Source organism: Paenibacillus sp. J31R120 (assembly GCF_056269225.1).
On record NZ_JBWDNN010000006.1, the window covers coordinates 202,671 to 227,034 of the forward strand.

General features: G+C 46.9%; 23 protein-coding genes and 1 pseudogene. 19 read left to right on the top strand and 5 right to left on the bottom strand.

The window, feature by feature from the left end; translation table 11 throughout:
• The first annotated feature begins 1 nt into the window (after position 1).
• From AC0YNW_RS21470 to AC0YNW_RS21495, 6 genes are all read left to right on the top strand, one after another.
• Positions 2-6,259 (top strand): S8 family serine peptidase, encoded by a 6,258-nt coding sequence (locus tag AC0YNW_RS21470; protein WP_475833689.1) that lies wholly within the window; start codon positions 2-4, stop codon positions 6,257-6,259.
• A 10-nt stretch (positions 6,260-6,269) separates the two neighbouring features.
• Positions 6,270-6,728, top strand: coding sequence for a hypothetical protein (locus tag AC0YNW_RS21475; RefSeq protein WP_475833690.1), 459 nt, complete (start codon positions 6,270-6,272; stop codon positions 6,726-6,728).
• 340 nt (positions 6,729-7,068) lie between these two features.
• Complete coding sequence (locus AC0YNW_RS21480) at positions 7,069-7,260, top strand: RNA polymerase sigma factor (RefSeq protein WP_475833691.1); 192 nt, start codon at positions 7,069-7,071, stop codon at positions 7,258-7,260.
• 34 nt (positions 7,261-7,294) lie between these two features.
• Positions 7,295-7,453, top strand: a complete 159-nt coding sequence (locus AC0YNW_RS21485) for a hypothetical protein (protein WP_475833692.1) — start codon at positions 7,295-7,297, stop codon at positions 7,451-7,453.
• Between the two features lie 181 nt (positions 7,454-7,634).
• Positions 7,635-7,727: a polymorphic toxin-type HINT domain-containing protein gene (locus tag AC0YNW_RS21490; protein ID WP_475833693.1), complete on the top strand. Its 93-nt coding sequence runs from the start codon at positions 7,635-7,637 to the stop codon at positions 7,725-7,727.
• A 274-nt stretch (positions 7,728-8,001) separates the two neighbouring features.
• Positions 8,002-8,367 carry an Imm8 family immunity protein gene (locus AC0YNW_RS21495; protein WP_475833694.1) on the top strand — a complete coding sequence of 122 codons (366 nt, stop codon included), beginning with the start codon at positions 8,002-8,004 and terminating at the stop codon, positions 8,365-8,367.
• Between the two features lie 1,019 nt (positions 8,368-9,386).
• Here AC0YNW_RS21495 and AC0YNW_RS21500 read toward each other — a convergent pair.
• A complete protein-coding gene (locus AC0YNW_RS21500; RefSeq protein WP_475833695.1) occupies positions 9,387-9,599 on the bottom strand; it encodes a helix-turn-helix domain-containing protein in 213 nt (70 codons plus the stop codon).
• A 207-nt stretch (positions 9,600-9,806) separates the two neighbouring features.
• On the opposite strand from AC0YNW_RS21500, the pseudogene AC0YNW_RS21505 reads away from it, so the two are divergent.
• The 4 genes and pseudogenes from AC0YNW_RS21505 to AC0YNW_RS21520 all read left to right on the top strand — a co-directional run bounded on the left by AC0YNW_RS21505 (position 9,807) and on the right by AC0YNW_RS21520 (position 12,905).
• Positions 9,807-10,573, top strand: a pseudogene (locus AC0YNW_RS21505) (recombinase family protein).
• 11 nt (positions 10,574-10,584) lie between these two features.
• On the top strand, positions 10,585-10,836 hold the full coding sequence (locus AC0YNW_RS21510) for a hypothetical protein (RefSeq protein ID WP_475833696.1): 252 nt from the start codon (positions 10,585-10,587) through the stop codon (positions 10,834-10,836).
• 382 nt (positions 10,837-11,218) lie between these two features.
• Complete coding sequence (gene lipA / locus AC0YNW_RS21515; protein WP_475833697.1) at positions 11,219-12,175, top strand: lipoyl synthase; 957 nt, start codon at positions 11,219-11,221, stop codon at positions 12,173-12,175.
• 28 nt (positions 12,176-12,203) lie between these two features.
• Positions 12,204-12,905, top strand: a complete 702-nt coding sequence (locus AC0YNW_RS21520) for a YutD family protein (protein ID WP_475833698.1) — start codon at positions 12,204-12,206, stop codon at positions 12,903-12,905.
• Positions 12,906-12,942: 37 nt separating this feature from the next.
• Here AC0YNW_RS21520 and AC0YNW_RS21525 read toward each other — a convergent pair whose 3' ends face one another.
• Together AC0YNW_RS21525 and ylbJ are read right to left on the bottom strand one after the other, a co-directional pair.
• The gene (locus tag AC0YNW_RS21525) at positions 12,943-13,740 is read right to left on the bottom strand and encodes an NAD kinase (RefSeq protein ID WP_475833747.1); all 798 of its coding nucleotides are present in this window, start codon (positions 13,738-13,740) and stop codon (positions 12,943-12,945) included.
• A gap of 90 nt (positions 13,741-13,830) precedes the next feature.
• Complete coding sequence (ylbJ, locus tag AC0YNW_RS21530) at positions 13,831-14,928, bottom strand: sporulation integral membrane protein YlbJ (RefSeq protein ID WP_475833699.1); 1,098 nt, start codon at positions 14,926-14,928, stop codon at positions 13,831-13,833.
• 398 nt (positions 14,929-15,326) lie between these two features.
• On the opposite strand from ylbJ, the gene AC0YNW_RS21535 reads away from it, so the two are divergent.
• Positions 15,327-15,704, top strand: coding sequence for a globin domain-containing protein (locus AC0YNW_RS21535; protein WP_387476647.1), 378 nt, complete (start codon positions 15,327-15,329; stop codon positions 15,702-15,704).
• Between the two features lie 14 nt (positions 15,705-15,718).
• Positions 15,719-16,429 carry a DUF2225 domain-containing protein gene (locus tag AC0YNW_RS21540; RefSeq protein WP_475833700.1) on the top strand — a complete coding sequence of 237 codons (711 nt, stop codon included), beginning with the start codon at positions 15,719-15,721 and terminating at the stop codon, positions 16,427-16,429.
• Between the two features lie 18 nt (positions 16,430-16,447).
• Here AC0YNW_RS21540 and AC0YNW_RS21545 read toward each other — a convergent pair whose 3' ends face one another.
• Both AC0YNW_RS21545 and AC0YNW_RS21550 read right to left on the bottom strand, forming a co-directional pair.
• Positions 16,448-16,678 (bottom strand): hypothetical protein, encoded by a 231-nt coding sequence (locus AC0YNW_RS21545; protein ID WP_475833748.1) that lies wholly within the window; start codon positions 16,676-16,678, stop codon positions 16,448-16,450.
• Complete coding sequence (locus AC0YNW_RS21550) at positions 16,678-16,842, bottom strand: YycC family protein (protein WP_119798818.1); 165 nt, start codon at positions 16,840-16,842, stop codon at positions 16,678-16,680. The genes AC0YNW_RS21545 and AC0YNW_RS21550 overlap by 1 nt, the downstream gene beginning before the upstream one ends.
• Positions 16,843-16,982: 140 nt before the next feature.
• Between AC0YNW_RS21550 and AC0YNW_RS21555 the strand changes: the two genes are divergently transcribed.
• The 7 genes from AC0YNW_RS21555 (at position 16,983) to AC0YNW_RS21585 (ending at position 24,291) form a co-directional block, all read left to right on the top strand.
• On the top strand, positions 16,983-18,767 hold the full coding sequence (locus AC0YNW_RS21555; RefSeq protein WP_475833701.1) for a M3 family oligoendopeptidase: 1,785 nt from the start codon (positions 16,983-16,985) through the stop codon (positions 18,765-18,767).
• A 192-nt stretch (positions 18,768-18,959) separates the two neighbouring features.
• The gene (locus AC0YNW_RS21560; protein WP_475833702.1) at positions 18,960-19,664 is read left to right on the top strand and encodes a helix-turn-helix transcriptional regulator; all 705 of its coding nucleotides are present in this window, start codon (positions 18,960-18,962) and stop codon (positions 19,662-19,664) included.
• A gap of 5 nt (positions 19,665-19,669) precedes the next feature.
• Entirely contained in the window at positions 19,670-20,470 is an 801-nt protein-coding gene (locus AC0YNW_RS21565; protein WP_387476639.1) for a pyruvate, water dikinase regulatory protein, read from the top strand.
• A gap of 35 nt (positions 20,471-20,505) precedes the next feature.
• A complete protein-coding gene (gene ndk, locus AC0YNW_RS21570; protein WP_387476637.1) occupies positions 20,506-20,904 on the top strand; it encodes a nucleoside-diphosphate kinase in 399 nt (132 codons plus the stop codon).
• Between the two features lie 175 nt (positions 20,905-21,079).
• Positions 21,080-22,231, top strand: a complete 1,152-nt coding sequence (locus tag AC0YNW_RS21575; RefSeq protein WP_475833703.1) for a nucleotide-binding protein — start codon at positions 21,080-21,082, stop codon at positions 22,229-22,231.
• The gene (locus AC0YNW_RS21580; protein ID WP_475833704.1) at positions 22,218-23,453 is read left to right on the top strand and encodes a CpaF family protein; all 1,236 of its coding nucleotides are present in this window, start codon (positions 22,218-22,220) and stop codon (positions 23,451-23,453) included. Before AC0YNW_RS21575 ends, AC0YNW_RS21580 begins: the two co-directional genes overlap by 14 nt.
• On the top strand, positions 23,437-24,291 hold the full coding sequence (locus AC0YNW_RS21585; RefSeq protein WP_475833705.1) for a type II secretion system F family protein: 855 nt from the start codon (positions 23,437-23,439) through the stop codon (positions 24,289-24,291). Before AC0YNW_RS21580 ends, AC0YNW_RS21585 begins: the two co-directional genes overlap by 17 nt.
• Positions 24,292-24,364: the final 73 nt, after the last annotated feature.

Consider the following 24,364-nt stretch of genomic DNA (forward strand, 5'->3'; position numbering starts at 1 on the left):
TATGAAGAAAGTATTAATCTTTGCACTGAGCTTTTTAATGCTTATTACAAGTGTTCCTCAGACATATGCTGAGCCGGGAATGGAGGAACAAGCTCAGGAGCAAATAGAACAATATTTAATTAAATTCAAAGATATCGAAGCGGGAATTGATAGCCTGACCCCAGAGAGCATTATAAAAACATTCAAGCATGTTTCAATCCTTAATGTGACCTTATCTCAGGAAGAATACCAATATTTAACGGCGGATGAGAATGTTGAATTCATCGAAAAGAATAAAGCCATTCAATTGACTGCTTCTCCAATTGCGGAAACCGAGCGATTACTACCCGACACCGAGAAGGTAGATCAGATTACGACTGATAATATCAATGTCCAAAATAATTCAATATTAACTAGCACTCAGGAGGAGCTACTAGCGGATCATGCAGCCGCATCATCTCCTGTTAAAATAGCTGTGCTAGATACAGGCGCAACTTCTGAAGAACAAGTTGCAGGAGGAGCATCATTTATATCTGATGAAGACAAATACCGGGATAATCATGGGCATGGGGGAAGTGTCATTGCTGTGATAAAGAAAAATTCCCCTGAATCTTTGTTGTATGCGCTTAAAATATTTGATCAATCAGGTGTTGCTTCATACAGTCAAATTATTGAGGCTATCGAATGGTCTATAGATAATGAAATAAATATTGTTAATATGAGTTTTAACCATTCAGATTATTCACTAGCATTGGCTGAAACTATGTATATGGCAAGTGAAAAAGGGATTTTACTCATTGCGGCTGCCGGTGACCAAGCCTCCGATCAATTGGAATTCCCTGCCGGTTATAATACGGTTATTGCAGTAGGAGCAGTGGATGAAGAGTATCAGCTTATGCACCAATCGAATAGAGGAACTCATCTCGATTATGTAGGCTATGGCATAAGTGGAGAAGGTGGACAATATGACGGTACAGGCATAGCGGCTGCGAATGTCACAAGTATTACAGCCAGGTATATGGCGGCTTTTCCTGGACTAGGTTCATCCGAAATCAATGAAATGATGCGATTAAATACTTTGAAGCTGACGCCAGCCGAATTATTTGGCTATGGTTTCGCACAATTCATACTAGCGACAGATCCACCGGAAAGTGTGGAAGAAGAGCTACCTTCACTTCCATTTCCCGAAGATGAGCCCGTTGAAAGCAATGTTCCAGAATTTGAAGGAACAGCAGAAGAAAAAAGCTATCTTCTGAAAAAATATTTGGAGTTAGAAGCGATTAGAATTCAGAAAGAAACCTCTGATCCATACTCTGAGCAGACAGTGATTCAAGAACGTGCGAGACTAAATGATGAATATCTTGAAAAAGAAAAATTATTTACAGCATCTTATAAAGCAACAGTATCCAGTGGTTTGAACAATCGTGATGGCGAAACACTGGTTCCTGTAAACATATCGGATTCGGCTGAAAGTGAAAACGAGTCCATTTTCGGAGACGATTTCTATTCGGATAGGGAGAATTTCTCACCTAATGAGATTACAGACAAGAGTATTCTTCCTGAAAAAATCTTAGAAGAATCTACAGCTCAACAGGATAAGGAAAAAACAAGTTCCACAATTGAAGATGTCAAAGAAATAGAAAATAATGAGGATACTGAGAAAAACTCAAGCGGTACAATGAATATTCAAAGTACTAATGAACCCAATATAGTGGCTCCTCAAATGAAGATAGACGAAGCCCCTTTCTCTATAGAGTTATACAATGAGAATGTATCTATGTTGTCCGGCTCGCTAAGCATAACAGAAACAGATATTAATTTACCGGGCAGAAACGGGCTTTCATTTAGTCTAACACGTACTTATGATACGAGTAGCGCACAGCATTTCGATATGTACTATGCATATAATTACCGAACAAAATATTCGTTCGATTACTCGTACACAATCTCTGAAGCACCTTCATGGATCCCTAGAACATCTGAGGGAACGATGTCCAGATACACCCGTGCAGAAATCGATGATTTATACAGCGTCGTAACAAGCGGTAGGTATAACGATAATTATGAGACGTTTAAAACCGTATATCGAGCAACCTCGGGCATTTATTCCAACCCAGAAACTAGCTATACGAACCATACTAAAGAAAACCCGATAAATAAAAAATTCCCCATTGGTCAAGGTTGGACATGGAACATTCCTTATGTGAAAACCGAGGGAAGCAAAAAATATGTGAATGTGCCGGATTTGGGATCATACGAAATTTCTGGAACTGCGCTCGTAAATTATCCGTGGTCCGATTTGTCGTATGCCTATGATACCTCAATGACGTATTTGGGTAGAAAGTCAGTCGGGGTATTAAAGTCGGTTTTGGGTACCAATATTTATTTCGATAATGATGGTAACGCGATATATATTCAGGACAAGAACAATAATTATATTGGTTTTGGATATAGTGAAATAGCGACATATGGTACGGTACTTACTTCGGTTAGCGATGCCATCGGAAATACGATCGTTATCGAATACCCACAAAACAAAGTGCTTATTAAATATAATAATAGTACGGTCACCTACGTCAAAGGAATTCTTGATGGCAGGGAAGTATTGAATCAAGTTATTGATCAGGCAGGTCGTCAAACCACTTACAGTTATGCAACGAGACAAGCTACGTTCCAGCTTGCGCCAAGTGGAGGGAGCAAAGCCAATAATTACAATTTACTAACCAAGATTGTACATCCAACGGGTTTACGAACAGAATATACGTATGAATCAACCTATGTTCGAAGAAAGTGGGGAAGTTCAACATCGTATAATGACGTTTACAGGTTAGCTTCACGCAAAGATGTCGTGACCTTTGCTAACGGGCAAACGAAGGACTTTAATCTTTCCACATTTGTCTATCAAGGAGATATGGGAAGTCAACATGGAAGCAGTCACAATTTTTCGACCAAATTGTTCGATCAGCAGCTAGAAACGACACATACCTTCAACAAAAAATTTATAAACTCGGATACAGGATCAGCTTTCTACCATACCAAGTCAGCGATTAAAGATTTAACTACTAACGTAAGTAAAGTCACGGATATGACTTATGATATGACGAAGACAAGGACGAACCCGCTTTCAGTTGCAACGTATTATACGAATGCGGCAGGCCAATCCTCGGCAAATCGGGCAACCGAAAATTATGTCTACGATAATTACAAAAACGTTACTAAGCATTCCAATGCGTTGGGAGCTGTCAACGACTTTACCTATGATTCCAATCGTCGGTTAAAAAGCTCGATTCAACGCTTTAGTGCTGCTCAATCTTTATATACGGAGATTGTGAGTCGTACGGCCCAAGGCGATCCGAAAGAGGTGATGATTCGAGCGAATTCGGCGACAGGAGCTATTTTGCAGCATTTGGTTTATTCCTATGATGCCCATGGTAACGTTACTGAAATTCAGAATAAAGAGACGAATCGTACTAATACCATAAAGGTTGAATACAGCACTGCCAATGGTTATAATAGCGCTTTTCCAACCAAAATCATAAAGTTGTATAAGGATGTAAACGGGGTGGCGAGTCAACAAGAGCTCCAAGCATTATATTATAAACCTACCGGCTTGATTCAAGTTTTTACAGATGGGAATAAAAACACGTCCACTTATACGTATGATAAGCTAGATCGTTTGACGGTAGTAACGCAACCCGACGGCTCGACGATCACACAGCAATACTTTGATCTTCAAAATCAAATCACACATGAAGATGAATTGAAACGAAAATCCTATGTCAAATGGAATCCTCTAGGCCTCCATATGGAATCAGGGATTTATGTTGCAGGTGTTATGAGACCGCAGGTGAAAAATGAATATGATTCGAATAGTCGAATGATCTGGGCCGAAGATGCAATCGGTTTACGTACGACGTTCAACTATGATCGCTGGGGACGGGTTCTAACGGTTGCGAAATCCGGAAAGGTGCAGACTACCATTGCGTTTGATGATTTCCTTGCCACTTCGGTGATAACCGACCCAACCGGCTATAAGGTCAGGGAGACAAGTGATTCGTATGGGCGGGTCATCAAGCGTGAGGATGGACAGGGGAATCAGTTCACTACAAAATGGACGGGGACCTATGATTGGGTCAATCAATTGCTAACCCAACAGGACGGGAAAAATTTACTGACAACGTATGTGTACGATCCGCTAGGAAGATTGTTGTCCGTGAAGGCTCCAGATAGCCAGCTGTTTCAGTATAGTTATAACCGATCTGGCAACATGATTCAAATGACTTATCCTGATGGTAAAATCGTTAAACATGACTACGATGAGATAGGAAGATTAATAAAGACGACGGATCCGTTGAATAAGGTCGAGAAATATACGTACGATGGTAACGGGAATATCTCTGCTTTCATCAATAAGAAGAGTCAACAAATCAACTATCTGTATAACAATAAAAGGGACTGGCTGGAACAAAAGAGCGGTCCGGATCAAACCATTCGATTCACCTACAATCTGGATGGCACGAGAAAGACGATGCAAGATAATGGTACCCGAACGACAAAGTACTTCTATGAACCGGATACAGGATATTTGGATTATATCGAGTATCCAGATACCAAAAAAATAGATTATGGATATGATGTAGCTGGGGATCTAGAACATGTCATATTGCCATTCTCCGATCGAGTCAACTATCTCTATAATGATGAGAAACAAATTAAACAAGTGAATTGGAACAATGCCAAGCAAGTGGAATTTAGTTACGTATACGGCAATATGATTGATCAAATGAAATATGTCAATGGGCTCACTCATGATTATAATTATGCAAATGGGAAGATGACCGAGGTTTGGCATCTGAACGGTACTAATCAACTTAATAAATACGCCTACAGCTATGATGTTAATGGCAACATCAATAAACAGGTAGAAAAGGTCTTGAATAAACCTGAAGAGACATATACATTCACATACGATTCGATGAATCGGCTGAAAACATCATCGCTCTTCAATGAAAGCTATACGTATGATAGTCGAGGAAATAGGCTTACCTTATCATCAGATAGCGGGGCTTATATTCCAGCGGGGAATGTATCCTATGAGTACGACTCGTTGGATCGCCTTGTTAAATCCACGAAAAATGGAACCGTCGTCGAATATAAATATGATGGTGACGGCTTATTGGTGGAGCGCAAGGAAAATAATGTAACGACACGTTATTATTATTCTGGTCAGCAGTTAGTTGCAGAAGGTATTGTGCAAAGCGGTAATACAGTGACGGAGAAAGCGAGTTATTTGCAGGGTAATGGCCCATTATTGCGAGAGGATGGCTCGGGCAACAAGAGTTATTACATGAAGAACGGGCATGGTGATGTCATAGAGCTTCGATCAGTTTCCGGAGCCGTTCAGAATAGCTATAAGTATGATATATGGGGAAATACACTCCAGGCGACAGACCCTGTACCTAATCCATTCCGATATTCCGGGGAGCTATGGGATCATAGTACTGGATTACAATATCTTCGGGCCCGCTGGTACGATCCAAGCTTGGGTAGGTTTATCAATGAGGATACGTATAAAGGGGATATTATGAATCCGCTAAGTTTGAACTTATATACGTATGTACTCAACAATCCACTGAAATATATCGATCCGAGTGGAAATAGACCCTGCGAAGGGGCATACAACTGTGATGGAGATCCTAAAAGTCCCCCTTCAACATGGAAGCAAATAGGGGATGGTATTTATCGGGTTGCTGATACGTATTCGATGGGGGCACTAAGCGATTATATTGATGTAGCACAATCTGATCCCTATACAATAAAACAGCTTATTAGTGCCGGAGAGCTTGTCATATCGGTTATTCCATTAGGAAAAGCTCCTACTGTGGCTTTGCAGCTAGAGAAAAAGGGTATGACTTTTATTGAAAAAATGGGCAAATGGTTTGGAATTAAGCAAGAAGTTAAGGCGACGGGTAGTCAACTAACTCGAAACGTAACTAATGCTTCCGAACTTGATAGGAATTTGCTCGATAATTTGAAAAATACAGGAACGATTAAAGCGGGGGGAAGGAGTGGTGGAGGAAGACCACTGAATGGCACTCCGAACAGTTACGTTAAAACGGATGCAGGACATACCCTCGTTTATGATGCTGATGGCAGATTAATTTATGATATTTCGAGTGAACGGGTAAAAATGACCGTGTGGGATAAAGCGCCTAATGGGAATTATTATCCAAGAGATATAAAGTTGGAAGGCAGCGTTCCATCAGAATTCTTAAAATAGGAGAATGAACATGAGAATTTATGAAAGTATATCTAGAGAGGAATTGCTGAAAGAGTTTACTAACCCTATGGGGAAAACCATGATAAATCATGCCTTTAATGTTTGTGGTATTGAGAGTTATTTATCAATTGCCGCAGTGTTGTCTCCTAGGATAGTAGAAGTTAATGGATGCTACATTATTTCGGAGTTTTATAATGGGAATATCGAGTCGTTAGAACAAGAATTTAATTTCGACAAAGAAAAAATAGAAAAGCATGTGAATACTTGGTCTTTGACAGATTTTTTCTTACTTGCAAGAGATGAGTCATTGGATAATGATGATATTTACAATGAGTTCTGCGAAATTATTAAGCATTTTTGGAAGCTACGGTTTAAGGAACTATTTCCTAATGTTAAATTTAATGTTGAAATACGTGAAAACTTTAAGGGGGAATCAGATAAAGCCATAACAGTCTATCAAGTTAGATGACTGACAAACTCTCTCTATACTTTGTTTGGCTTTTGCCTTTTAAGATTTTTTCTTTGGTGAGGGCTGCCCAGCATAGATTGAACCATTGTAACCAATAGCGCGGTTAATCCATGTAATACCAGTATTGAGAATTCGGCATTTTGTTTATACGCACATCAATTTATGAAAGTTACAATCTGAATAACTCTATTTCGTTACATTGAACAGGTCGACTGTGGTCAGATAGCACCATGATTGACCTGTTTTTTTGTTTCCTCATGAATACTTTCATACATAAGAGCAAACTTTCTCCGAACTTGCCGCGTAATACTTATAGAGCAGCAAGAAAGAGGTGAATGAGGTGGAGCTTGATACGATCAGCCGGATCGTTCAGAGCGACAGGGAAGCGTTCCACAATCTGTATGACGAGTACTTCGACTATGCGATGAGGACGGCCGCGCTGGTGGCGAAAAATCGGGAGTGGGCGAAGGATGCGGTGCAGGAGACTTTCCTCCGTGTTTACCGGAACATCTGGCAATATGATAAAGCCTAGCTGTTCAAGCCGTGGTTTTACAGCATTCTGCTTCGTGAGTGCTACCCGGGTGATGGAGCGGGAGAAGAAGGTCGTGCCAATGGGTGATCAGTTGGAGCGAGTGGCCGTGGAAGCGAACATGCTGGATGGCAAAGTCGATCTGTACGATGCCCTGCATCTCTCCGGGATATGTACCGGATACCGCTTATCTTGAAATACCTTCATATCTACAGCGAGAAGAAAATCGCCGACATTATGGAGCTGAACATAATTAACTGAAGTCGCGCCTCCTCAAGGGGCGGGAGCAAATGAGAGACCGATTTGGAGGGGAGCCACATGGATCAAAAGCTTAAGCAGCGTCTGGAAGAGGAATCGAAATATCCTCCCCATCTGAGTTGGTTAAGGTATACAACTTTAATGTTGCTGATTTTCATACTTACTTTGTTAGTGATTTAAGAATATGGGTTCATAATATTAATAATTTCTGAAGTTCAGCTTCTGACTTAGCAGATTTGGCCAGAAACTCAAAGAAAAACGATGGTTTACCAGGTGCGAAAGTTTCAGCCGACTTAATAAATGATGCGGCGATTGATTACGTTGGTATGCTCTATACTAGTAAAGATGGATTAAGGTCTGTAAGGACTGGGCAAATGAATAGCAAAGGTGTATATGAAGCGAATTTTGAAAAGTTTGATAAGAAAGGTAACAGACTTACGAATTACCATGACGAAATTGAATAATTACTGATTTGAGGTGATTTTTTTGATAGTTCCTGTTTTGAAAAGAATTATATTACGTGGTGAGCCTGAGATAGTAGATGATTTCGTACTTCCTGCAAATGCAGATATAGGAACTGCTGATTCAGAGGGAGTCGACTATTTTTATTTCAGAATTATGACACCTAAAAGATTACTTTCAATTTTAGAAGAAGATAAAATTTTAGATGGAAGAGCAACATTTATTATCAATGAATTTGACATGTCTTTGGTTGAAATAGAAATTAATAAGATTTTGGAGGGTTGTATTCGTCCCACGTGGGATGAAGTGACAAAGGCTATTAATCGTCATTTGGATTGGGAGTACGATAATTTCCAGTATGAGACACACGAAGTAGCAAGGCAAGATTAAATAAGGATAACTGATACCTAGGACCTTGAGGGAAAAGCCTGTAAGGTCTTTTCTTTTACCCCAACAGTGCCGAATGTATTGGGCGGCAGTCTCAAATGAAACTTTACTCTCATCAGATTCACATGAAATATCTCCAAATACGGATGTAAGTACTCCTTTAAGCTTTAACAATATAACCTACTTAAGCAAGCTTTATCTTCCCCCCTCAAAATCATCAGATACCCCCGTATTGGATTCTATAACATTAGCTTTGTTTTCTCTCAGTTTTCCAAAAATAAATGGAGTCTGATTGTAGAACGTCATTTTTCAGAGTTGGCTGATAAAGTATGATTCTGGTAAGCCAGTTCAGCAAGAACAATACCTACTACTTGCCGAATTATCTTCATTGCCATCCAAACTTGCTGATTTCTGAGAAGACACATGAGTTTATCAGCGGTGTGAGGAAGCAGGTAAACGAAAGAGAACTGACGCTATGGAATCTAGGGATAGTCAAAGGCAACGATTACAAGGCGTATACCGCGGACTCCAAGGACTGTATGAAAGACGCTCTCCAATAGACAAATTTGCTGAAAAAAAACATTGGACAGTTCCGCACAATCCCTGATAACAGCGTATGCCAAGCGATTTCACTAGATGTCAGCGGTTAATAACGCTGTGTCTATTATTGCGTTCAAGTCTCTGTCCAAATAGCCGTCAGACAGTCTGTTAAGGCTGTAGACATTGTGTCATTGTGTCCCACGATTTGACATAACAATCGGTCTTGCATGATAGAGAGTCTGAAAGAAGGACACACAGTCTGCAATGAACCGTCCTACAGTTTCACTAATAAGAATCATAAACAATATTCAAATAAAGAAGAACCAAGAGAAGAATTACTTGAAAAAGAAACAGCAGACACGCTGTTGGCGGTCTGCAATTTCAAGGGGGATTGTTGATTCTTGGATGGAGGATTAAGAGATAACGGTCATCTATTGATGGATTAAAGTAAAGAGTCCCGTCTTCCCTTTAGGGTGATGGAATCACTCAGAACGTCCAACTAGGTAATCAAGGCTGACGTCAAAATATTCTGCCAAATTGTAAGCGACTTCTAAACTAGGGATTCGTGTACCTCGTTCCCAATGACTTACGATAGTTCTATCAACTCCCAAAGATGTGGCAATGTCCTGCTGCGAGACTGACTTCAAGAGGCGTAGGTTTTTAAAACGCTCTGCAAATATTTCTCGATTGAACATAGAACTAACTCCTTGACTAGTGACTTTTAGTCACTGTATAATCAAATTAATCAAATGTGACTTTTAGTCACTGAATGAGGGATGCACTATTCATTAATATTAAACAATGCAAGTTTAGCAGTTTTACCATTTCAAGAAAAGAGTAAGTCAAAATTTAAACAGGTTATCCATAATCAAGATTATCGTAATGGTGGGGCAGGAAACAGCATAAAAGTCATCGGTTATGTCAGAGTGTCAACAAGCGGACAAGCAAGGGATGGTTACAGCTTATCCTATGCAAGATGAAATCCGCTTCTATTGTCGGGAGCAAGGATGGGACTTGCAGAACATCTTACAGATGAGGGTATCAGTGGGGCTAAGATAGACGAGGATGCTCTTGAGGTGGACAGAATTGGCTTTCAGACGCTGTTCTATTGCCCGTTCCAAGATGTGAATGCAGTTGTCGTCCTCAACACAAGCCGTTTATGGAGGTCTGATATCGTGAAGGTGTTGGTTCATCGGGAGTTCAAGAAGTATGGCGTAGACGTAAAAAGTATATCGAACAGTCAACCTACCAGTATTTACAAGAAAGACCCTGCTGATTTCCTGATTAATGGGCTAATGGAACTGCTTGAAGCATACCCAACGCTTGAAAATCTCCATGAAACTAAGCCGGGGACGTAACGAGAAAGCACAAGTGGGCGGCTACGCAGGTCGGGGGCATTCAGCTACAAGGCGAAGAAAGGTCAGAAGGCAATCGAAATCAATTTGGATGAAGCGGTTGCTGTCCAACGCTTGTATGAACTAAAGGAATTATTCCCTAATTGGTCATTATCCCAGTTAGCATATCAGATGAACTACTCTTTACAACTCAGCAAGAAAAGCATTTTACGAAGGTGCAGGTCAAACGCATTCTTGATCGACGCCCTCTTTACGAAGGTATTTATCTCTACGGCGGTATTCAAGTTGTTGGGCTTCATCAAGCCATTATATAGGCGGTGAACATATGAGCGAACAAATGAACACGTATAATCGCTACATCGAGCAGGAAGATACGATTTACAAGCGGTTAGAAACATTGGAGCAATGCCAATATGCGATATTACACTACATCTTTCGGGATGGTGAGCAGTTCAATAAGTTAATGGTTAAAGAAGTGTTACTGGGCATCAATCAATTAGAAATAGATGTTCGATTTGAATTACTACATCTACGACTAGAGAAAGCTTTTCTAGCATATGAAATGAAACATGACTAACGCTTTGTTATAACGTTAAAAAGGAATTTAAAAAGGAAGCACAGACACGCTACTTACTTTGTAAGCGATTTGGGGATAAACATAACCATGATTTATTAGTAAGACATAGCCTTATGGATGGCCCATGATATTCGATAGAATGAATGAATTGTCAGCCAAACTCCATAAGGTAAAGTACCGTTACTACATCATTTCATCCTCTTATGGTTTAAATGGATGGGTTCTAGCCAAACACATCTCAATTTGCGATAGATCGCATTCCGATAAACTATAGATAATCGTCTATGCGTGCGGGCCTGGTCATACTTTTTCTGTACAAAGCGTGTTATAATGTTGGCAATGCCGTAAACTTATAACTGAATGTGAAAGCAGGGATCGACACATGACACAACGCGAAAAGCTTGAAAAGCCGGACTGGCTTCGCATAAAATTGACAACAAACGGCAACTATGCCGAAATTAAAGATATGATGCGCACGAAGACGCTACATACGGTCTGTGAAGAGGCGCGCTGCCCGAATATTTACGAATGCTGGACGAATCGTACAGCTACCTTCATGATCCTTGGCGATATCTGTACGCGCGCTTGCCGTTTCTGTGCGGTGAAGACGGGCCTGCCGACGGAGCTTGATCTTCAAGAGCCAGAGCGCGTAGCCGAGGCTGCTGAGCAAATGGGACTTCAGCACTGTGTCGTCACATCCGTTGCGCGCGATGATCTCGCTGATGGCGGAGCATCGATCTTCGCTGCTACGATCAAGGCGATTCGCAAGCGCATGCCGTTCTGCCGCGTAGAAGTGCTTATTCCAGACTTCATGGGCAACCGGGATGCTTTGCAGGTCGTGATGGACGCGAACCCGGACATCTTGAACCATAACATCGAGACCGTTGAGCGCTTGTCCGACCGCGTACGCGCGAAGGCGAAATACAAGCGTTCCCTGGAGCTGCTGAAGCGCGCCAAAGAAATGAAGCCGAAAATTCCGACGAAATCCAGCATCATGCTGGGCGTAGGCGAAGAGTGGGATGAAATTCTGCAAGCGATGGATGATTTGAGAGCAGCGGACTGCAACATTTTGACTCTGGGTCAATACTTGCAGCCGACTCCAAAACATATGCCGATCAAGCGTTATGTTCATCCGGACGAATTTGCGAAGCTGAAAGAAGAAGGCAAGATGCGCGGCTTCCGTCACGTGGAATCGGGTCCGCTTGTGCGCAGCTCGTACCATGCGCATGAACAGACGGATTCCGCACATGCGGCAATGGCTGCGGAAGAGCTGATTCCGCCGAATTACGGCCTGGAATCGACAGGCTCCTGCGCTAGCGCTAGTGCTGGCGCCAAATAATTGACCGACGCTGAAGTGAGGTGTAACCATGGCTTTGATTCATATTGGAGGCAAATCGTACGAGCTTATTCATGAGAACCGAAGCGGCTGGAATCCAGAAGCCTTTCGCAATCGATATAGCGAAGTGCTTGAGCGCTATGATTACATCATCGGGGATTGGGGCTACAACCAGTTGCGGCTAAAGGGGTTTTTCCGTGATGGCCATCAGAAGGCCAACAAAGAGAGCACCTATGCAACGGCTGCAGATTACATTAACGAATATTGCAACTTTGGCTGCGCTTATTTCATCCTGGAGAAGAAGCAGGGCGCACGCAGAGAGCCAAGTGAAGAGGATATGGACCTGGATTTGGAATATGGGGAAGATGCAGTGCGTCTTGAAGCAGGCGATCTGAGGGCGGCGGTAGAGTCCGCTGCGGTCTCAGCTTCCGCAGAGACAGCTTCCGCTGCGGAAGCGCCCAAAGCGGCTCCTAGAGAGCAGCATCCGCATCGCCATCGCGGAGGAAGCGGCAATTCGCGCGCAGAGGGCGGCAATCGCTCTTCAGGCGGCGACGGACAGGGCCGTCGGAAGGACTTTCGCAACAAAAACCATCGCGGCAACCACGATCATAAGGGGAAAAAGCCCGTGAAAGCGGCAGCGAGCGAGTCTGCTGCAGCATCGGAGCAATCGCGGAATGCCAATCCGTCCAATCAAAACCAAACCAATAAAGATAAAGACGCCGGACGCTCATAAGAGCGTACGGCGTTTTTTTTGGTCTTATCACAACAGCTTATCGAACATCGTAGCCAAGGAATGCTTCTCTCACGCGATCCCAGAACGGGAAGGGGCGATGTCTCGCAAAGCTGACTTTGCGGGAGGCAACGCTGCAGCGAATGGAACGAATATCGCTATGGGTAATGTTCACATGGTCGATGCTAAGCTGAATGCGCTGTTCTTTTTTGGAAATGATATCGCAATGATGATGCTTCGGCAGCAGCACTGAAGAGCCCAGTGTCCGGAAAACCCGGTTGTTGATAGAGGCGATCTCCGCGATCTGAAGCGATTCGATGGAAGGGTGGACGATAGCGCCCCCTACGCTTTTGTTATAGGCTGTGCTGCCCGATGGTGTAGAGATGACAATGCCGTCGCCGCGGAACATCTCGAACATCTCGTCATTAATGTTGATTTGCGCGACAAGCGTGCCGTCTACGCCCTTTAGGGTAAATTCATTCAGTGCCAAATAATGCAAGGTTTCCGAGCTTGTCTCCACTTCAATCTGGGCGAGCGGGTATCGGACCATGCGCGGCGTCTCCTCCGCCATATGGCGGACCAGCTCCTCCAGCTCATCAGCATTCCAATCTGCGTAGAAGCCCAAGTGGCCCGTATGGATGCCGACAAAAGACACGTCGGCGATACAATCTATATATTTGTGGAACGCCTGCAGCAGCGTGCCGTCTCCGCCAATGGATATGACGATCTCAGGATGGGTCTCATTCAGGGTGAACCCGCGGTCAACCGCCAGGGCATGGAATTGTTGGGCTAACGACTGGGACAGCGAGTCGCCCCTGTCGATAACGGCGTATTTCAACGTCATCATTCTCCTTCCGAACATTCGATCATTACCAATGATCATATCGGATATTGCCGCTAAATTCAATGAATCGATCGCGTTACCGCATTAAAGGCCAAGCCATCCCCATAGCGCATAGACGAGCGCTACCGCGAGCAAACCATGCAGCATTCTTGCGATCATGAAGGGACGATAGCGCAAATCCGTACGGCTTAGCAAGCTTGCAATTTGGGCATGCACCGATAGCCCGCCCCAAGACAGCACCCACGCGGCAATCGCGACTTGATGCATAAGTCCTGTCCCGGCTGTACCCGCTGCACGGGAGCCAAGGGTAACCTCGAACAAGCCGAAGATAGCGGCATCGGCAAGTGGAGTCGGCAGACCGATCAGGCCGAACAGAAGCCGGAGCGCTTCCGCGAGTGCCTCCACGAATCCCGCATGGGTGAGCATCTCCATCACCACGGAGAAAAATACGACAAGCCCGCCAACGACAATCATCAGCTTTAACGCGGATTGTATGGAATCCTGGACCAAGCGGCCCATTCCCCGTCCGTCCAGCAGACGCGCTTCATGCATGGCTTTCAGGGCGAGGCCAAGCCTGCTGCGCGAGATTCGGCGTCTGACATGGCCCGAGGTGGAGGCCGTGTCGCCTGTGCTTGTCTCTGTGCGATCTATAGGCGGTTCCTTGTGCGAATCATGGAATCTCATGAGCAGGCCGATCAGGAATCCGCCCCCATAGTGAGCGGCAGCCAGAATGGGAGCCACAGCAGCATTTTGGAAAAAACCGACGGATACGGCGCCGATCAGAAAGATGGGGTCGGAGGTGGTGGTGAACGCGACCAGCCGTTCTCCTTCGGCTCTCGTTATAAGCCGCTGTGCCCATAGCTGTGCCGTCAGTCTTGCACCGACCGGGTAACCGGATATGTAGCCCATGGTCACGACAAAGCCCCCGATTCCGGGAAGACGGAATAGGGGACGCATGAGCGGGTCCAGAAGCTTGCCGAAGAAATGAACGATGCCGAAGCCGAGCAGCAGCTCGGAAATGACGAAAAACGGAAAAAGGGCGGGAAACAGTACCTCCCACCAGATAGATAGCCCGCGAAGCGAGGATTGGAGCGTCTCAACCGGGTATACGGCCATGAGAAGAGCGATAAAGAGCGCGGATAGCGCAGTGACCGATAAGGGATGCAGGAAAGCTCGCAGCATGCAGGCCGCCTCCTTCGATTATGACCTGTACAGGCTCTCCTATTACGTATATGTCCAAGCTGGTCTTCCCATCACCTCAAGCGGAAGATATAAAATGAGAATTATTAAAGAAAACGTTTACAAATCGGTGTTATTGGGGTCGCTTTATGGTACAATAGAATCATCATACACGGTTGGAGTGATGATCATGAGTATTATCGCCGGCATCCTTGTCTGCGCTTTTGTCTATGTCATCAAAGAATCGATCTCTTCGCCCAGCGAAGAGGAATATGAAGCCTAACTTGCAGCAGCAGTCTATCGATGAGCGCCCGTGTCTTTTACAGCGGGCGATTTTTTTTACCTTAAGGAATTGCCAAAATATAATTCTTAATACCTACACAATGGAGTTGGAAATGACGATGAATAGGAATATAAGCATCTATGAAGCAGTAGGGGGAGCCGAAGGAATCAGGTCTATAGTCGAGTCGTTCTATCCAAAGGTACAAGCGCACCCGCTTATAGGACCGCTCTTCCCTGAAGATATCGATCCTGTCATGGAGAAGCAATATCAATTTCTGACGCAATTTTTCGGAGGTCCCAGCTTGTTCTCGGATCTGCATGGGCATCCCATGATGAGAGCGCGGCATATGCCGTTTAAGATAACGCCGGAGCACGCAGCCGCTTGGCTGGCATGCATGGGCAAAGCTCTGGAGGAGGTAGGGCTTGAGCGAGAGCTGCAAGCCGTCGTGCTGGATCGTTTGTCTGGACCTGCGAATCATTTCGTCAATTCGAATTAAGGAGACGTGAAGCCATGGAGCCGCTGTACGAGTCCAAAATCTCATGCATCTGCTGTGAAACAATATTCCAGTCAACTAGAGTCCGCTCAAGTTTCAAGAGGGCGTCTGCCGTGGATTCCGATTTTTGCGGCCATTATGATAATGGCGTTAATCCGGATTATTATGTGGTTCGCATCTGTCCAAGCTGCGGGTTCGCTTCGACAGAGAACGGCCTTGATAAGCTTAGCGACAACCAGAAGAAAAACTATTACGATCGAATCGGCTTGAATTGGAAAGGGCAAAGCTTCAGCGGAGAGCGGACGGCGGATCAGGCTATGGCAAGCTACAAGCTGGGGCTGCTGACGGCTCAGGTTACAGGAGCCAAGGATCGCGTTATCGCTGGCCTGCTGCATCATATTGCGTGGCTGTACCGTTATGAGAAGAATGAAACGGAAGAGCAGCGTTTCTTGAAGTTTGCGCTTGAGGCGTACATACGCGTATTCGAGCTTGAGGGTGTGTCGGTGAATAATGCAAAGCTGATGTATTTGATCGGGGAATTGAACAGGCGCATCGGCGAGCTGAATGAAGCGGTGAAGTGGTTCTCTCGTGTCGTCAATGACAAAAAGATAATGGATGCCGCTATGATCCGCGCCAGCCGGGAGCAGTGGCAGCTCATCCGGCAGGAAGCGGAGGAGAAGCGGCTAGGCCAGGCGGAGCCGTCATCGCAAGAGGTCGGCAGCGCCTAAGACCGCTTAGCTAAAGCCTTAGCGTAATGGCCCGTCCGTTAGGAGATAATCCTGATCGGCGTCAATAATCGTTACTTTGTTGCGGCAGCATGGGAAAACCATGAGCCGCTTTTTGCCGTCCTGGATGTCGGGAAGTTCCGACGGCTTCAAGGGAAGCAGAACGTTGTCCATATCGCAGAAGGGACAGCTGGATACATATAGATCTCCCATAATCCGCTCGTAGGGCCATGCATTCTGGAACGGAATCATCATTCCGGCTTCTCCCCGGCGGCATCAGCTTCTTTTTTGGCCAGCTCAGCCAGCTTCTGAAGTAAAATATGCTTGGGCATGTGCATCAGGTGCTCTAGCGGGATATTAAGTTGCTCGGACAGCTTGATGGCGGTCTCGGGCGATATTTGCAATGGTTTAGACATGGTGTTGTTCCTCCATTCAGGATATACTACTGTTATACACCGCCGGGCAGGTTTCTCGCAAATCATTTGCGGATGCCGCTCGGTTTTTTCATCGCTGCGTTACATACTACGCATGTTAATTATGAAGGAGAGTGACCTTAATGAGCAATTATCCAATTCGATGGGATATGGATGCGATTTACCCGGGAGGCTCGGCTTCCGAAGCGTTCGCGCAGGAGCTTGCGGGTATGGAGAGCGGGATTGCGCGCTTGAATGAGCTGTTGAAGAAGGAAGCAGGACATGACGTACAATCGATAAAGAAAATGACGGGAATTGCTCAGGAAGTATTGCTGAGCCTGCGACAATCGGACTCTTTTGTCGGCTGCCTAATCGCACAGAATGTACGGGACCAGGCGGCTGTTGGACTGAATGACAGAGTGAAGACCATTTCGGCGAAATACGCTGCGGCGATGACCCGTTACGATAACATGCTCAGAAGCATCTCAGATGCGGATTGGAAAGCGCTGCTCCAGGATGAAACGCTGGGAGCGATTGCTTTCAATCTGAGCGAGCGGAGAGAACAGGCGAAGCTGAAGATGGCGCCGGAGCTGGAAGCGCTGGCGGGCGATCTGGCGATCGACGGCTATCATGGCTGGGGCGACAACTACAACGTTATCGTATCGCGTGCTGAGTTCCAAGTCGAGGAAGCTACTGACGAGAAGAAGGTGCTGTCTGCCGGGCAAATGTCCAACCGTCTGTCGTCCAGCGATCGCGCTGTGCGTCAGGAAGCCTTTGCAGAGTGGGAGCGGGTGTGGTCCTCGCTTACCGATCTTAGCTCCGACACGCTTAATCGTATTGCAGGCTTCCGTCTGAAGCTGTATGAGAACCGCGGGTGGGATTCCGTCCTGCAAGAGCCGCTTGCGATCAACCGGATGAGCGCGGCGACGCTGGACGCCATGTGGGGCGCCATTGAAGAGGGCAAGAAGGCGCTTATTCCGTATTTGGAACGGAAAGCAAAGCTGTTTGGTCTTGAGAAGCTGGATTGGCATGACGTGGAAGCGCCGATCGGCTCTTCTGCGCGTACGGTGCCATACGAGGAGGGCGCTCGCTTCATCATCGAGCAGTTCCGCGCTTTCGATCCTGCGCTTGCGGAGTTTTCCGAGAAGGCGTTCGAGCAGGGCTGGATAGAAGCGGAGGATCGCGCCGACAAGCGTCCAGGCGGATTTTGCACCTCGTTCCCTAAGAGCGGGCAAACACGCATCTTCATGACGTATTCGGGAACCGCGTCCAATATTTCGACTCTTGCCCATGAGCTTGGCCATGCTTATCACCAGCATGTTATGAACGATCTGCCAGCCATGTCCCAGGAATATGCGATGAACGTGGCCGAGACGGCATCGACATTCGCCGAGATGATTGTATCGGACAGAGCCATGAAGGCGGCTGCGGATGACGAGGAGAAGCTGGGCCTGCTGGAGGACAAAATTCAGCGCGCTGTTGCGTTCTTTATGAACATCCGGGCCCGCTTCCTCTTCGAGACCCGCTTCTATGAGCGCCGGAAGGAAGGCTTGGTGACGGCTGACGAGTTGAACAAGCTGATGGAAGAGGCGCAGCGTGAGGCTTACATGGATCTGCTAGGCGATGCCCATCCGCAGTTCTGGACATCCAAGCTGCACTTCTATCTGACGGATGTGCCATTCTACAACTTCCCGTATACGTTCGGTTATCTGTTCAGCTCGGGGCTATATGCACAAGCATTGCAGGAAGGCCCTGATTTTGCGGCCAAATATGTGGCGCTGCTAAGAGACACAGGACGTCTGACGGTCGAGCAACTGGCGGAGAAGCATTTGGGCGTCAATTTGGAGGAACAGGATTTCTGGAAGGACGCGGTCGCCCTCACGGAAGAAGACGTGCGGCTGTTCTTGAAGATGACGGAAGAGAAATAAATAGTAGTGCCCCGGTAGTGAATCATTCGCTGCCGGGGCTTTTTTTTGTGATATGGGCAGCTTATATCCAGTTGATTGAAGGATATATTGTACAATATATTTGAATGTGATATCTTATTCAAGGAGATATTTTCATATAAACATTGATTATGAGTCATATAGTTCGTGTTCAATAAGTCCGGTTTTCAGCACATGAGCTTCAAAAGTAAACTTTTTGAACATCCTCACATAGGAAAAGAGGGGACCATCATTCAGCTATCTTCAAGGCAATTGGAGCTCATTGAGCTGGTCAAGAAGCACTCGCCGGTAACGGGAGAGCAGTTGGCCGAATATTTGGGCGTGAGCCGTCCGACGCTTCGTTCGGATCTGTCTCTGCTCGTCATGCTCGGCATGCTTGATGCGAAGCCGAAGGTGGGTTATTTCCTCGGCAATACGTTTCGGGCGAGCCACGAGCCGCTTCAACGGTTCAACCGCATGAAGGTGAAGGAAGTGCAAGGCGTGCCGGTTAATATTCCGGATACGCTGTCGGTTCACGACGCTGTCATTACACTCTTTATGGAGAATACGAATACGCTAATTGTCGTCAATGAGGACAAGCGTTTTGCAGGTATCATTACGCCTAAGGACTTGCTCAAAATTACGTTAGGAAATACGGGAGCCGCGTCGATCCCCGTCAGTATGGTGATGACCCGATATCCCAACGTGGTAACGCTGACTCCGGACGAATCTGTCATGGAGGCCATCAGCAAACTGTCGCAGCAGCAGGTGGATTGCTTGCCGGTCATTGTGCCTGAAGAGGAGCCAGGAGTGAACCCGATTGTAACGGGATGGGTGTCTAAATCCAACATCGTCTCGCTTATGGCAGATATCGCGACAGCTCAGGAATTGGGGGACTAGGGATTATGACACAGCAACATATTTATGTCTGCTCCGACGCGGTCGGAGAGACGGCAGAGGCGGTTGCCAAAGCTACGCTGAGGCAATTCTCGTCTGAAGATGTCAAGATCAAGCGGTATAGCCATCTTCGGACCGAAGATGAAATCGCTCGCATTGTCGCCGAAGCGGCAGAAACGGGTAGTTTTATTAGTTATACGCTCGTACAACCGGAGCTTCGGGAATGGATGAGAGAAGAGTCGGCAAGGCACGGCGTTCGGGCCGTGGATGTCATGGGTCCGATGATGCAGGCGTTTGTCGATACGTTCGGCAGCTTCCCGAGCCGCGAGCCTGGTCTTCTGCATTCTATCGATGAGGCTTATCATCGTCGTATCGAAGCGATTGAATTCGCTGTCAAATACGATGACGGCAAGGATGCCAGAGGTTTGGTACAGGCGCAGGTTGTTCTGATCGGCGTGTCGCGCACGTCGAAGACGCCGCTTAGCGTCTTCCTGTCGCACAAAGGAATCAAGGTCGCTAATCTGCCGCTTATGCCAGAGGTGAATCCCCCGGAAGAGCTGAAGCAAGGACCTGGTCGCTTAATTGTAGGTCTCACCATGCAGCCGGAGCATTTGCTGGAGATCCGCTCTGAGCGGCTCAAGACACTGGGACTGCCGGCCTCCGCACAATATGCCAGTCCGGAACGAATTCAAGAAGAGCTGAATTATGCGGCTTCTGTGATGGCAGGTCTGAATTGTCCGGTGATCGACGTGACGAATCGCGCAATCGAAGAAACAGCGGGTATCATTATGGAATGGTTGAACAAATAATTGGCTATACCTATATATAGACGGAGGGTTCAAACATGGAAAAAACATTTGTAATGGTAAAACCTGATGGGGTATCGCGTGGCTTGGTCGGCCGGATTGTTGCCAGATTTGAAGAGAAGGGCTTCACGATTAAAGATGCGAAGCTGACGCAGCTGGATCGCCAGTTGGCAGAATCTCACTATGTGCACCTCAATACGAAGCCGTTTTTTGGAGAGCTTGTTGATTTCATCACGTCGGGTCCGGTATTCGCTATGGTACTGGAGGGCAAGGATGCCGTTCAGAATGCCCGCTCCATTATCGGAGCGACAAATCCGACGGATGCGATTGCAGGAACGATAAGAGGCGATTATGCGACTGATGTTGCAAGCAACATTATCCACGGCTCGGATTCCTGTGAAAATGCGGAGAGAGAGATCGGTCTCTATTTTCATTAAGAATGGTTGACGGTTCAGACAAGTTATGGTAAATTCTATAGCAAGTCAATAAGAAACCACGGAAGCACCGTATAAGGCTGCAGTTTACTGCGCCCTTTGCGGTGCTTTTTTGCGTGCATTGATGCTGTGCGGTGTCTTGTATTGCCGTGGATTTCGATTGGAAGGAGGAAGAGCATTGAAGAGATATCAGCTCGCAATTGTGGTCAAGGAGAAGGAGTATACGAGAAGAATTGCCGATTACATTCGCGGCAATTCCTTCGGTGAGCGCTGGCAGGTGTCGGCCTTTACGCATCCGAATGCGTGCAAGCAATTCGTCAAACAAGGCTATGCTATCGATCTTATCGCAGCGGAGCCGGATCTTCTTCGGGAGCTGCAGCCGGATCTGTCCCATATTGCTTCTATTACGCTGGTTGCGAGATTGGGGGAGACGGATGGCCAGCCGAAACTGCTGCAATATCAAGCGCTGCCGTTGCTGCTGCAAGGCATAACGGATCAATTCGCGGCGATGGGGCATAAGCCTATGCGAGGGCTTACTCCGAATTTGAATAGCAAGGGAGCGCTAGTGCTAAGCGTTCATTCCGCTTCGGGCGGCGTGGGCAAGACGACGGTTGCTCTTCATCTGGCAGGAGCTGCGAGCGCTCGCGGGCTGCGAATGCTTTATCTTAATTTGGAGAGATGGAATACTTCCGAGCTCTGGCTTCAGTCAGGCGGGGACGCCGCTTGGGACGGAGAGGGGCTGTCAGAGCTGTTGTATGCGATCAAGTCAGGCTCAACGTCTCATGCGGCTTGGCTTGCGCAGCATCGGAAGTTTCATCCACAGCTGAAATGCGATTATCTCCGAGGCTTCCGCAATCAGGAGGACCGGGCAACCCTGCTTCCTGCAGATGCGGCGGCAATGGTCGAATCGATCGCGCAGAGCGGCCATTATAACGGAGTCGTTGTGGATATGGATGACGGATTGGATGAACTACATTATGAATTGCTTATGCGCGCAGACCGGAATTTATGGGTCGTATCGGAAGAACGGTCCGCGCTAGCGAAACAATCGCTTATGCTGCAGTACGGCAGGCAGAAGTTCGGTGAGGCATTTGGGAGAATTGCGGCACGTTCAGAGGTCGTATATAACGGCATGAATGCGGAGCTTGGCAACCCGATGCCTGCTGTGGAAGCGGCCCTTGCGCCTGTAGCGTTGCCGCTTGTGAGGGAATGGAGACAGGGAGAGCTTCATCCGGTATGGTCTTCCTCTTCGTATCGCGCCGCGGCTGACCGGCTATGCGCACATCTGCTAGACGGAAGCGAGGAATTCCGTATCCATGCTGTCGGATGAACTGATCTATACACTGCGCGGCAAGATACGGGATGAGATTGATTTTCGCGGCGCCATGTCGGATGAGGAATTAATGGGCAAGACGGAAGCGGCCGTATTCAAGTGGTGCGAACACAATCCCATGACGGCGGCCGAGAAGGTCAAGCTTGTCAGAAGACTCTATCACTCCTTCAGAGGTATGGATGTCCTGCAGCCGCTTATGGATGATCCTGCTGTAAGCGAAATTATGATAAACAGCCATACGGAGGTATACGTGGAGCGGCATGGCGTCTTGACGCTTATGCCGGGAGCGTTCGAGAGCAAGGAGAGGCTTGAGGATCTCATCCAGTCGGTTGTTGCCGGAGTGAATCGGGTCGTTAATGAATCCTCGCCCATTGTTGATGCAAGGCTGAAGGACGGCTCGCGCGTCAATATTGTCCTGCCTCCGATTGCCTTGAAGGGACCTTGCATGACCATACGTAAATTCCCGGATAAGCCTATGACGATGGACAAGCTGATCGAGCTTCAATCGTTGACGGCGGAAGCGGCGGAATTTCTGAGAGAGCTGGTAGAAGCCAAATACAATATGTTCATTAGCGGCGGCACGGGTACGGGGAAAACGACATTTCTTAATGCGCTGTCCCAGTACATCCCTTCAGATGAACGCATTATTACAATTGAGGATTCCGCAGAGCTGCAAATTCGCACCGTCCCCAATCTCGTATCACTGGAGACCAGGAATGCGAATACGGAGGGGAAAGGGGAAATTTCAATTCGCGATTTAATCCGATCCTCCCTCCGGATGCGTCCTAATCGAATCATAGTTGGCGAAGTTCGGGGAGGGGAGGCGCTGGATATGCTGCAAGCCATGAACACGGGGCATGAGGGCTCCGTCTCCACAGGCCACTCGAATAATTGCGGGGATATGATCAGTCGTCTGGAGACGATGGTACTTAGTGCGGCGGAGCTGCCTTTGAGCGTGATTAGAGGTCAGATAGCATCGGCTATCGACATTATGATCCATCTGTCTCGTTACCGTGACCGGTCCCGGAGAGTTGCCGAAATATCCGAAGTGACAGGAATCCAGGATGGTGAAGTGAAGCTGAATCCTTTGTTCCGGTTTCGAGACGATGGGGAAAGCAATGGTCGGATCATTGGCGCACTGGAGCGTGTGGGCGAGCTGAGCCGAACAGATAAGCTTCGTATGGCTGGAAAGGAGAAGACGAATGGGCGGGACCGTTAAGCCGCTTCACGTGCATAAAAGCAAAGGCACCATTCACCGTTTGGCAGAGTGGATGGGATGGCAAGGCGTTTGGAAGGCTTCGCCTGAGCAGTCGCGCCTCACACGGTATACGGAATATCATTTGAGCCGCAATGAACTGATATTTTCGATCACGGTTGGTTATGCAGTCTTATTTGGCGTGACGTATCTATTCTATCAATCCGTTCTACTGTCGCTCATCTTGTCCTTATTAGGAGCGGCGGCTCCTAGATGGAGGCGCAGATCATTGCTTGAGGGGCGCATGAATCGCCTGAAGCTGCAGTTCAAGGAGGCCTTGTTTTCATTAACTTCATCGCTTGCTGCCGGACGTTCCTTGGAGAACGCGTTTCGTGGCGTATTGGAGGATATGAAGCTGCTTTATTCCGATGAAGGGACGGATATGTTGAAGGAGATCCAGATTTTGATTCATCGGCTGGACAATTTCGAACCGCTTGAGGGTGCGCTCCGAGATTTGGCGGACAGGGCGCGAATAGATGAGATAACCCAATTCGTAGATGCCTTGACGACTTGCAAACGTTCGGGGGGCGATCTGCTTGAGGTAATGCGGCGCACGTCGACCATTATTGGCGACAAGCTAACCGTGGAAGGCGACATTAAGATCCTCCTTGCCCAGAAGCGATTCGAGTCTCGCATCATGATGGCAGTGCCTTTTGTTTTCCTGGCTTTTCTTGGACTGGCGGCATCGGACTATATGCTGCCTCTGTACAGCGGCTTGGGACACATCATTATGACGGTGCTTTTGCTTCTGCTGCTCATGTGCTTTTGGTTCATGGACCGCATCATGCGAATCGATATTTAGCAGATGCTTACGAAGTAAGTTTTGCTCCGCAAAACTAAGCTCATGCTTACGAAGTAAGTTTTGCCCTGCAAAA

Bases quoted from the DNA above. Each gene is read 5' to 3' on its own strand.
- ndk (WP_387476637.1), top strand. From the start codon at position 20,506: ATGGAAAAAACATTTGTAATGGTAAAACCTGATGGGGTATCGCGTGGC.
- AC0YNW_RS21500 (WP_475833695.1), bottom strand. From the start codon at position 9,599: ATGTTCAATCGAGAAATATTTGCAGAGCGTTTTAAAAACCTACGCCTC.
- AC0YNW_RS21510 (WP_475833696.1), top strand. From the start codon at position 10,585: ATGAGCGAACAAATGAACACGTATAATCGCTACATCGAGCAGGAAGAT.
- AC0YNW_RS21535 (WP_387476647.1), top strand. From the start codon at position 15,327: ATGAATAGGAATATAAGCATCTATGAAGCAGTAGGGGGAGCCGAAGGA.
- AC0YNW_RS21550 (WP_119798818.1), bottom strand. From the start codon at position 16,842: ATGTCTAAACCATTGCAAATATCGCCCGAGACCGCCATCAAGCTGTCC.
- AC0YNW_RS21585 (WP_475833705.1), top strand. From the start codon at position 23,437: ATGGGCGGGACCGTTAAGCCGCTTCACGTGCATAAAAGCAAAGGCACC.
- lipA (WP_475833697.1), top strand. From the start codon at position 11,219: ATGACACAACGCGAAAAGCTTGAAAAGCCGGACTGGCTTCGCATAAAA.
- AC0YNW_RS21475 (WP_475833690.1), top strand. From the start codon at position 6,270: ATGAGAATTTATGAAAGTATATCTAGAGAGGAATTGCTGAAAGAGTTT.
- AC0YNW_RS21520 (WP_475833698.1), top strand. From the start codon at position 12,204: ATGGCTTTGATTCATATTGGAGGCAAATCGTACGAGCTTATTCATGAG.
- AC0YNW_RS21580 (WP_475833704.1), top strand. From the start codon at position 22,218: ATGCTGTCGGATGAACTGATCTATACACTGCGCGGCAAGATACGGGAT.
- AC0YNW_RS21470 (WP_475833689.1), top strand. From the start codon at position 2: ATGAAGAAAGTATTAATCTTTGCACTGAGCTTTTTAATGCTTATTACA.
- AC0YNW_RS21555 (WP_475833701.1), top strand. From the start codon at position 16,983: ATGAGCAATTATCCAATTCGATGGGATATGGATGCGATTTACCCGGGA.
- AC0YNW_RS21545 (WP_475833748.1), bottom strand. From the start codon at position 16,678: ATGATTCCGTTCCAGAATGCATGGCCCTACGAGCGGATTATGGGAGAT.
- AC0YNW_RS21560 (WP_475833702.1), top strand. From the start codon at position 18,960: ATGAGCTTCAAAAGTAAACTTTTTGAACATCCTCACATAGGAAAAGAG.
- AC0YNW_RS21565 (WP_387476639.1), top strand. From the start codon at position 19,670: ATGACACAGCAACATATTTATGTCTGCTCCGACGCGGTCGGAGAGACG.
- AC0YNW_RS21540 (WP_475833700.1), top strand. From the start codon at position 15,719: ATGGAGCCGCTGTACGAGTCCAAAATCTCATGCATCTGCTGTGAAACA.
- ylbJ (WP_475833699.1), bottom strand. From the start codon at position 14,928: ATGCTGCGAGCTTTCCTGCATCCCTTATCGGTCACTGCGCTATCCGCG.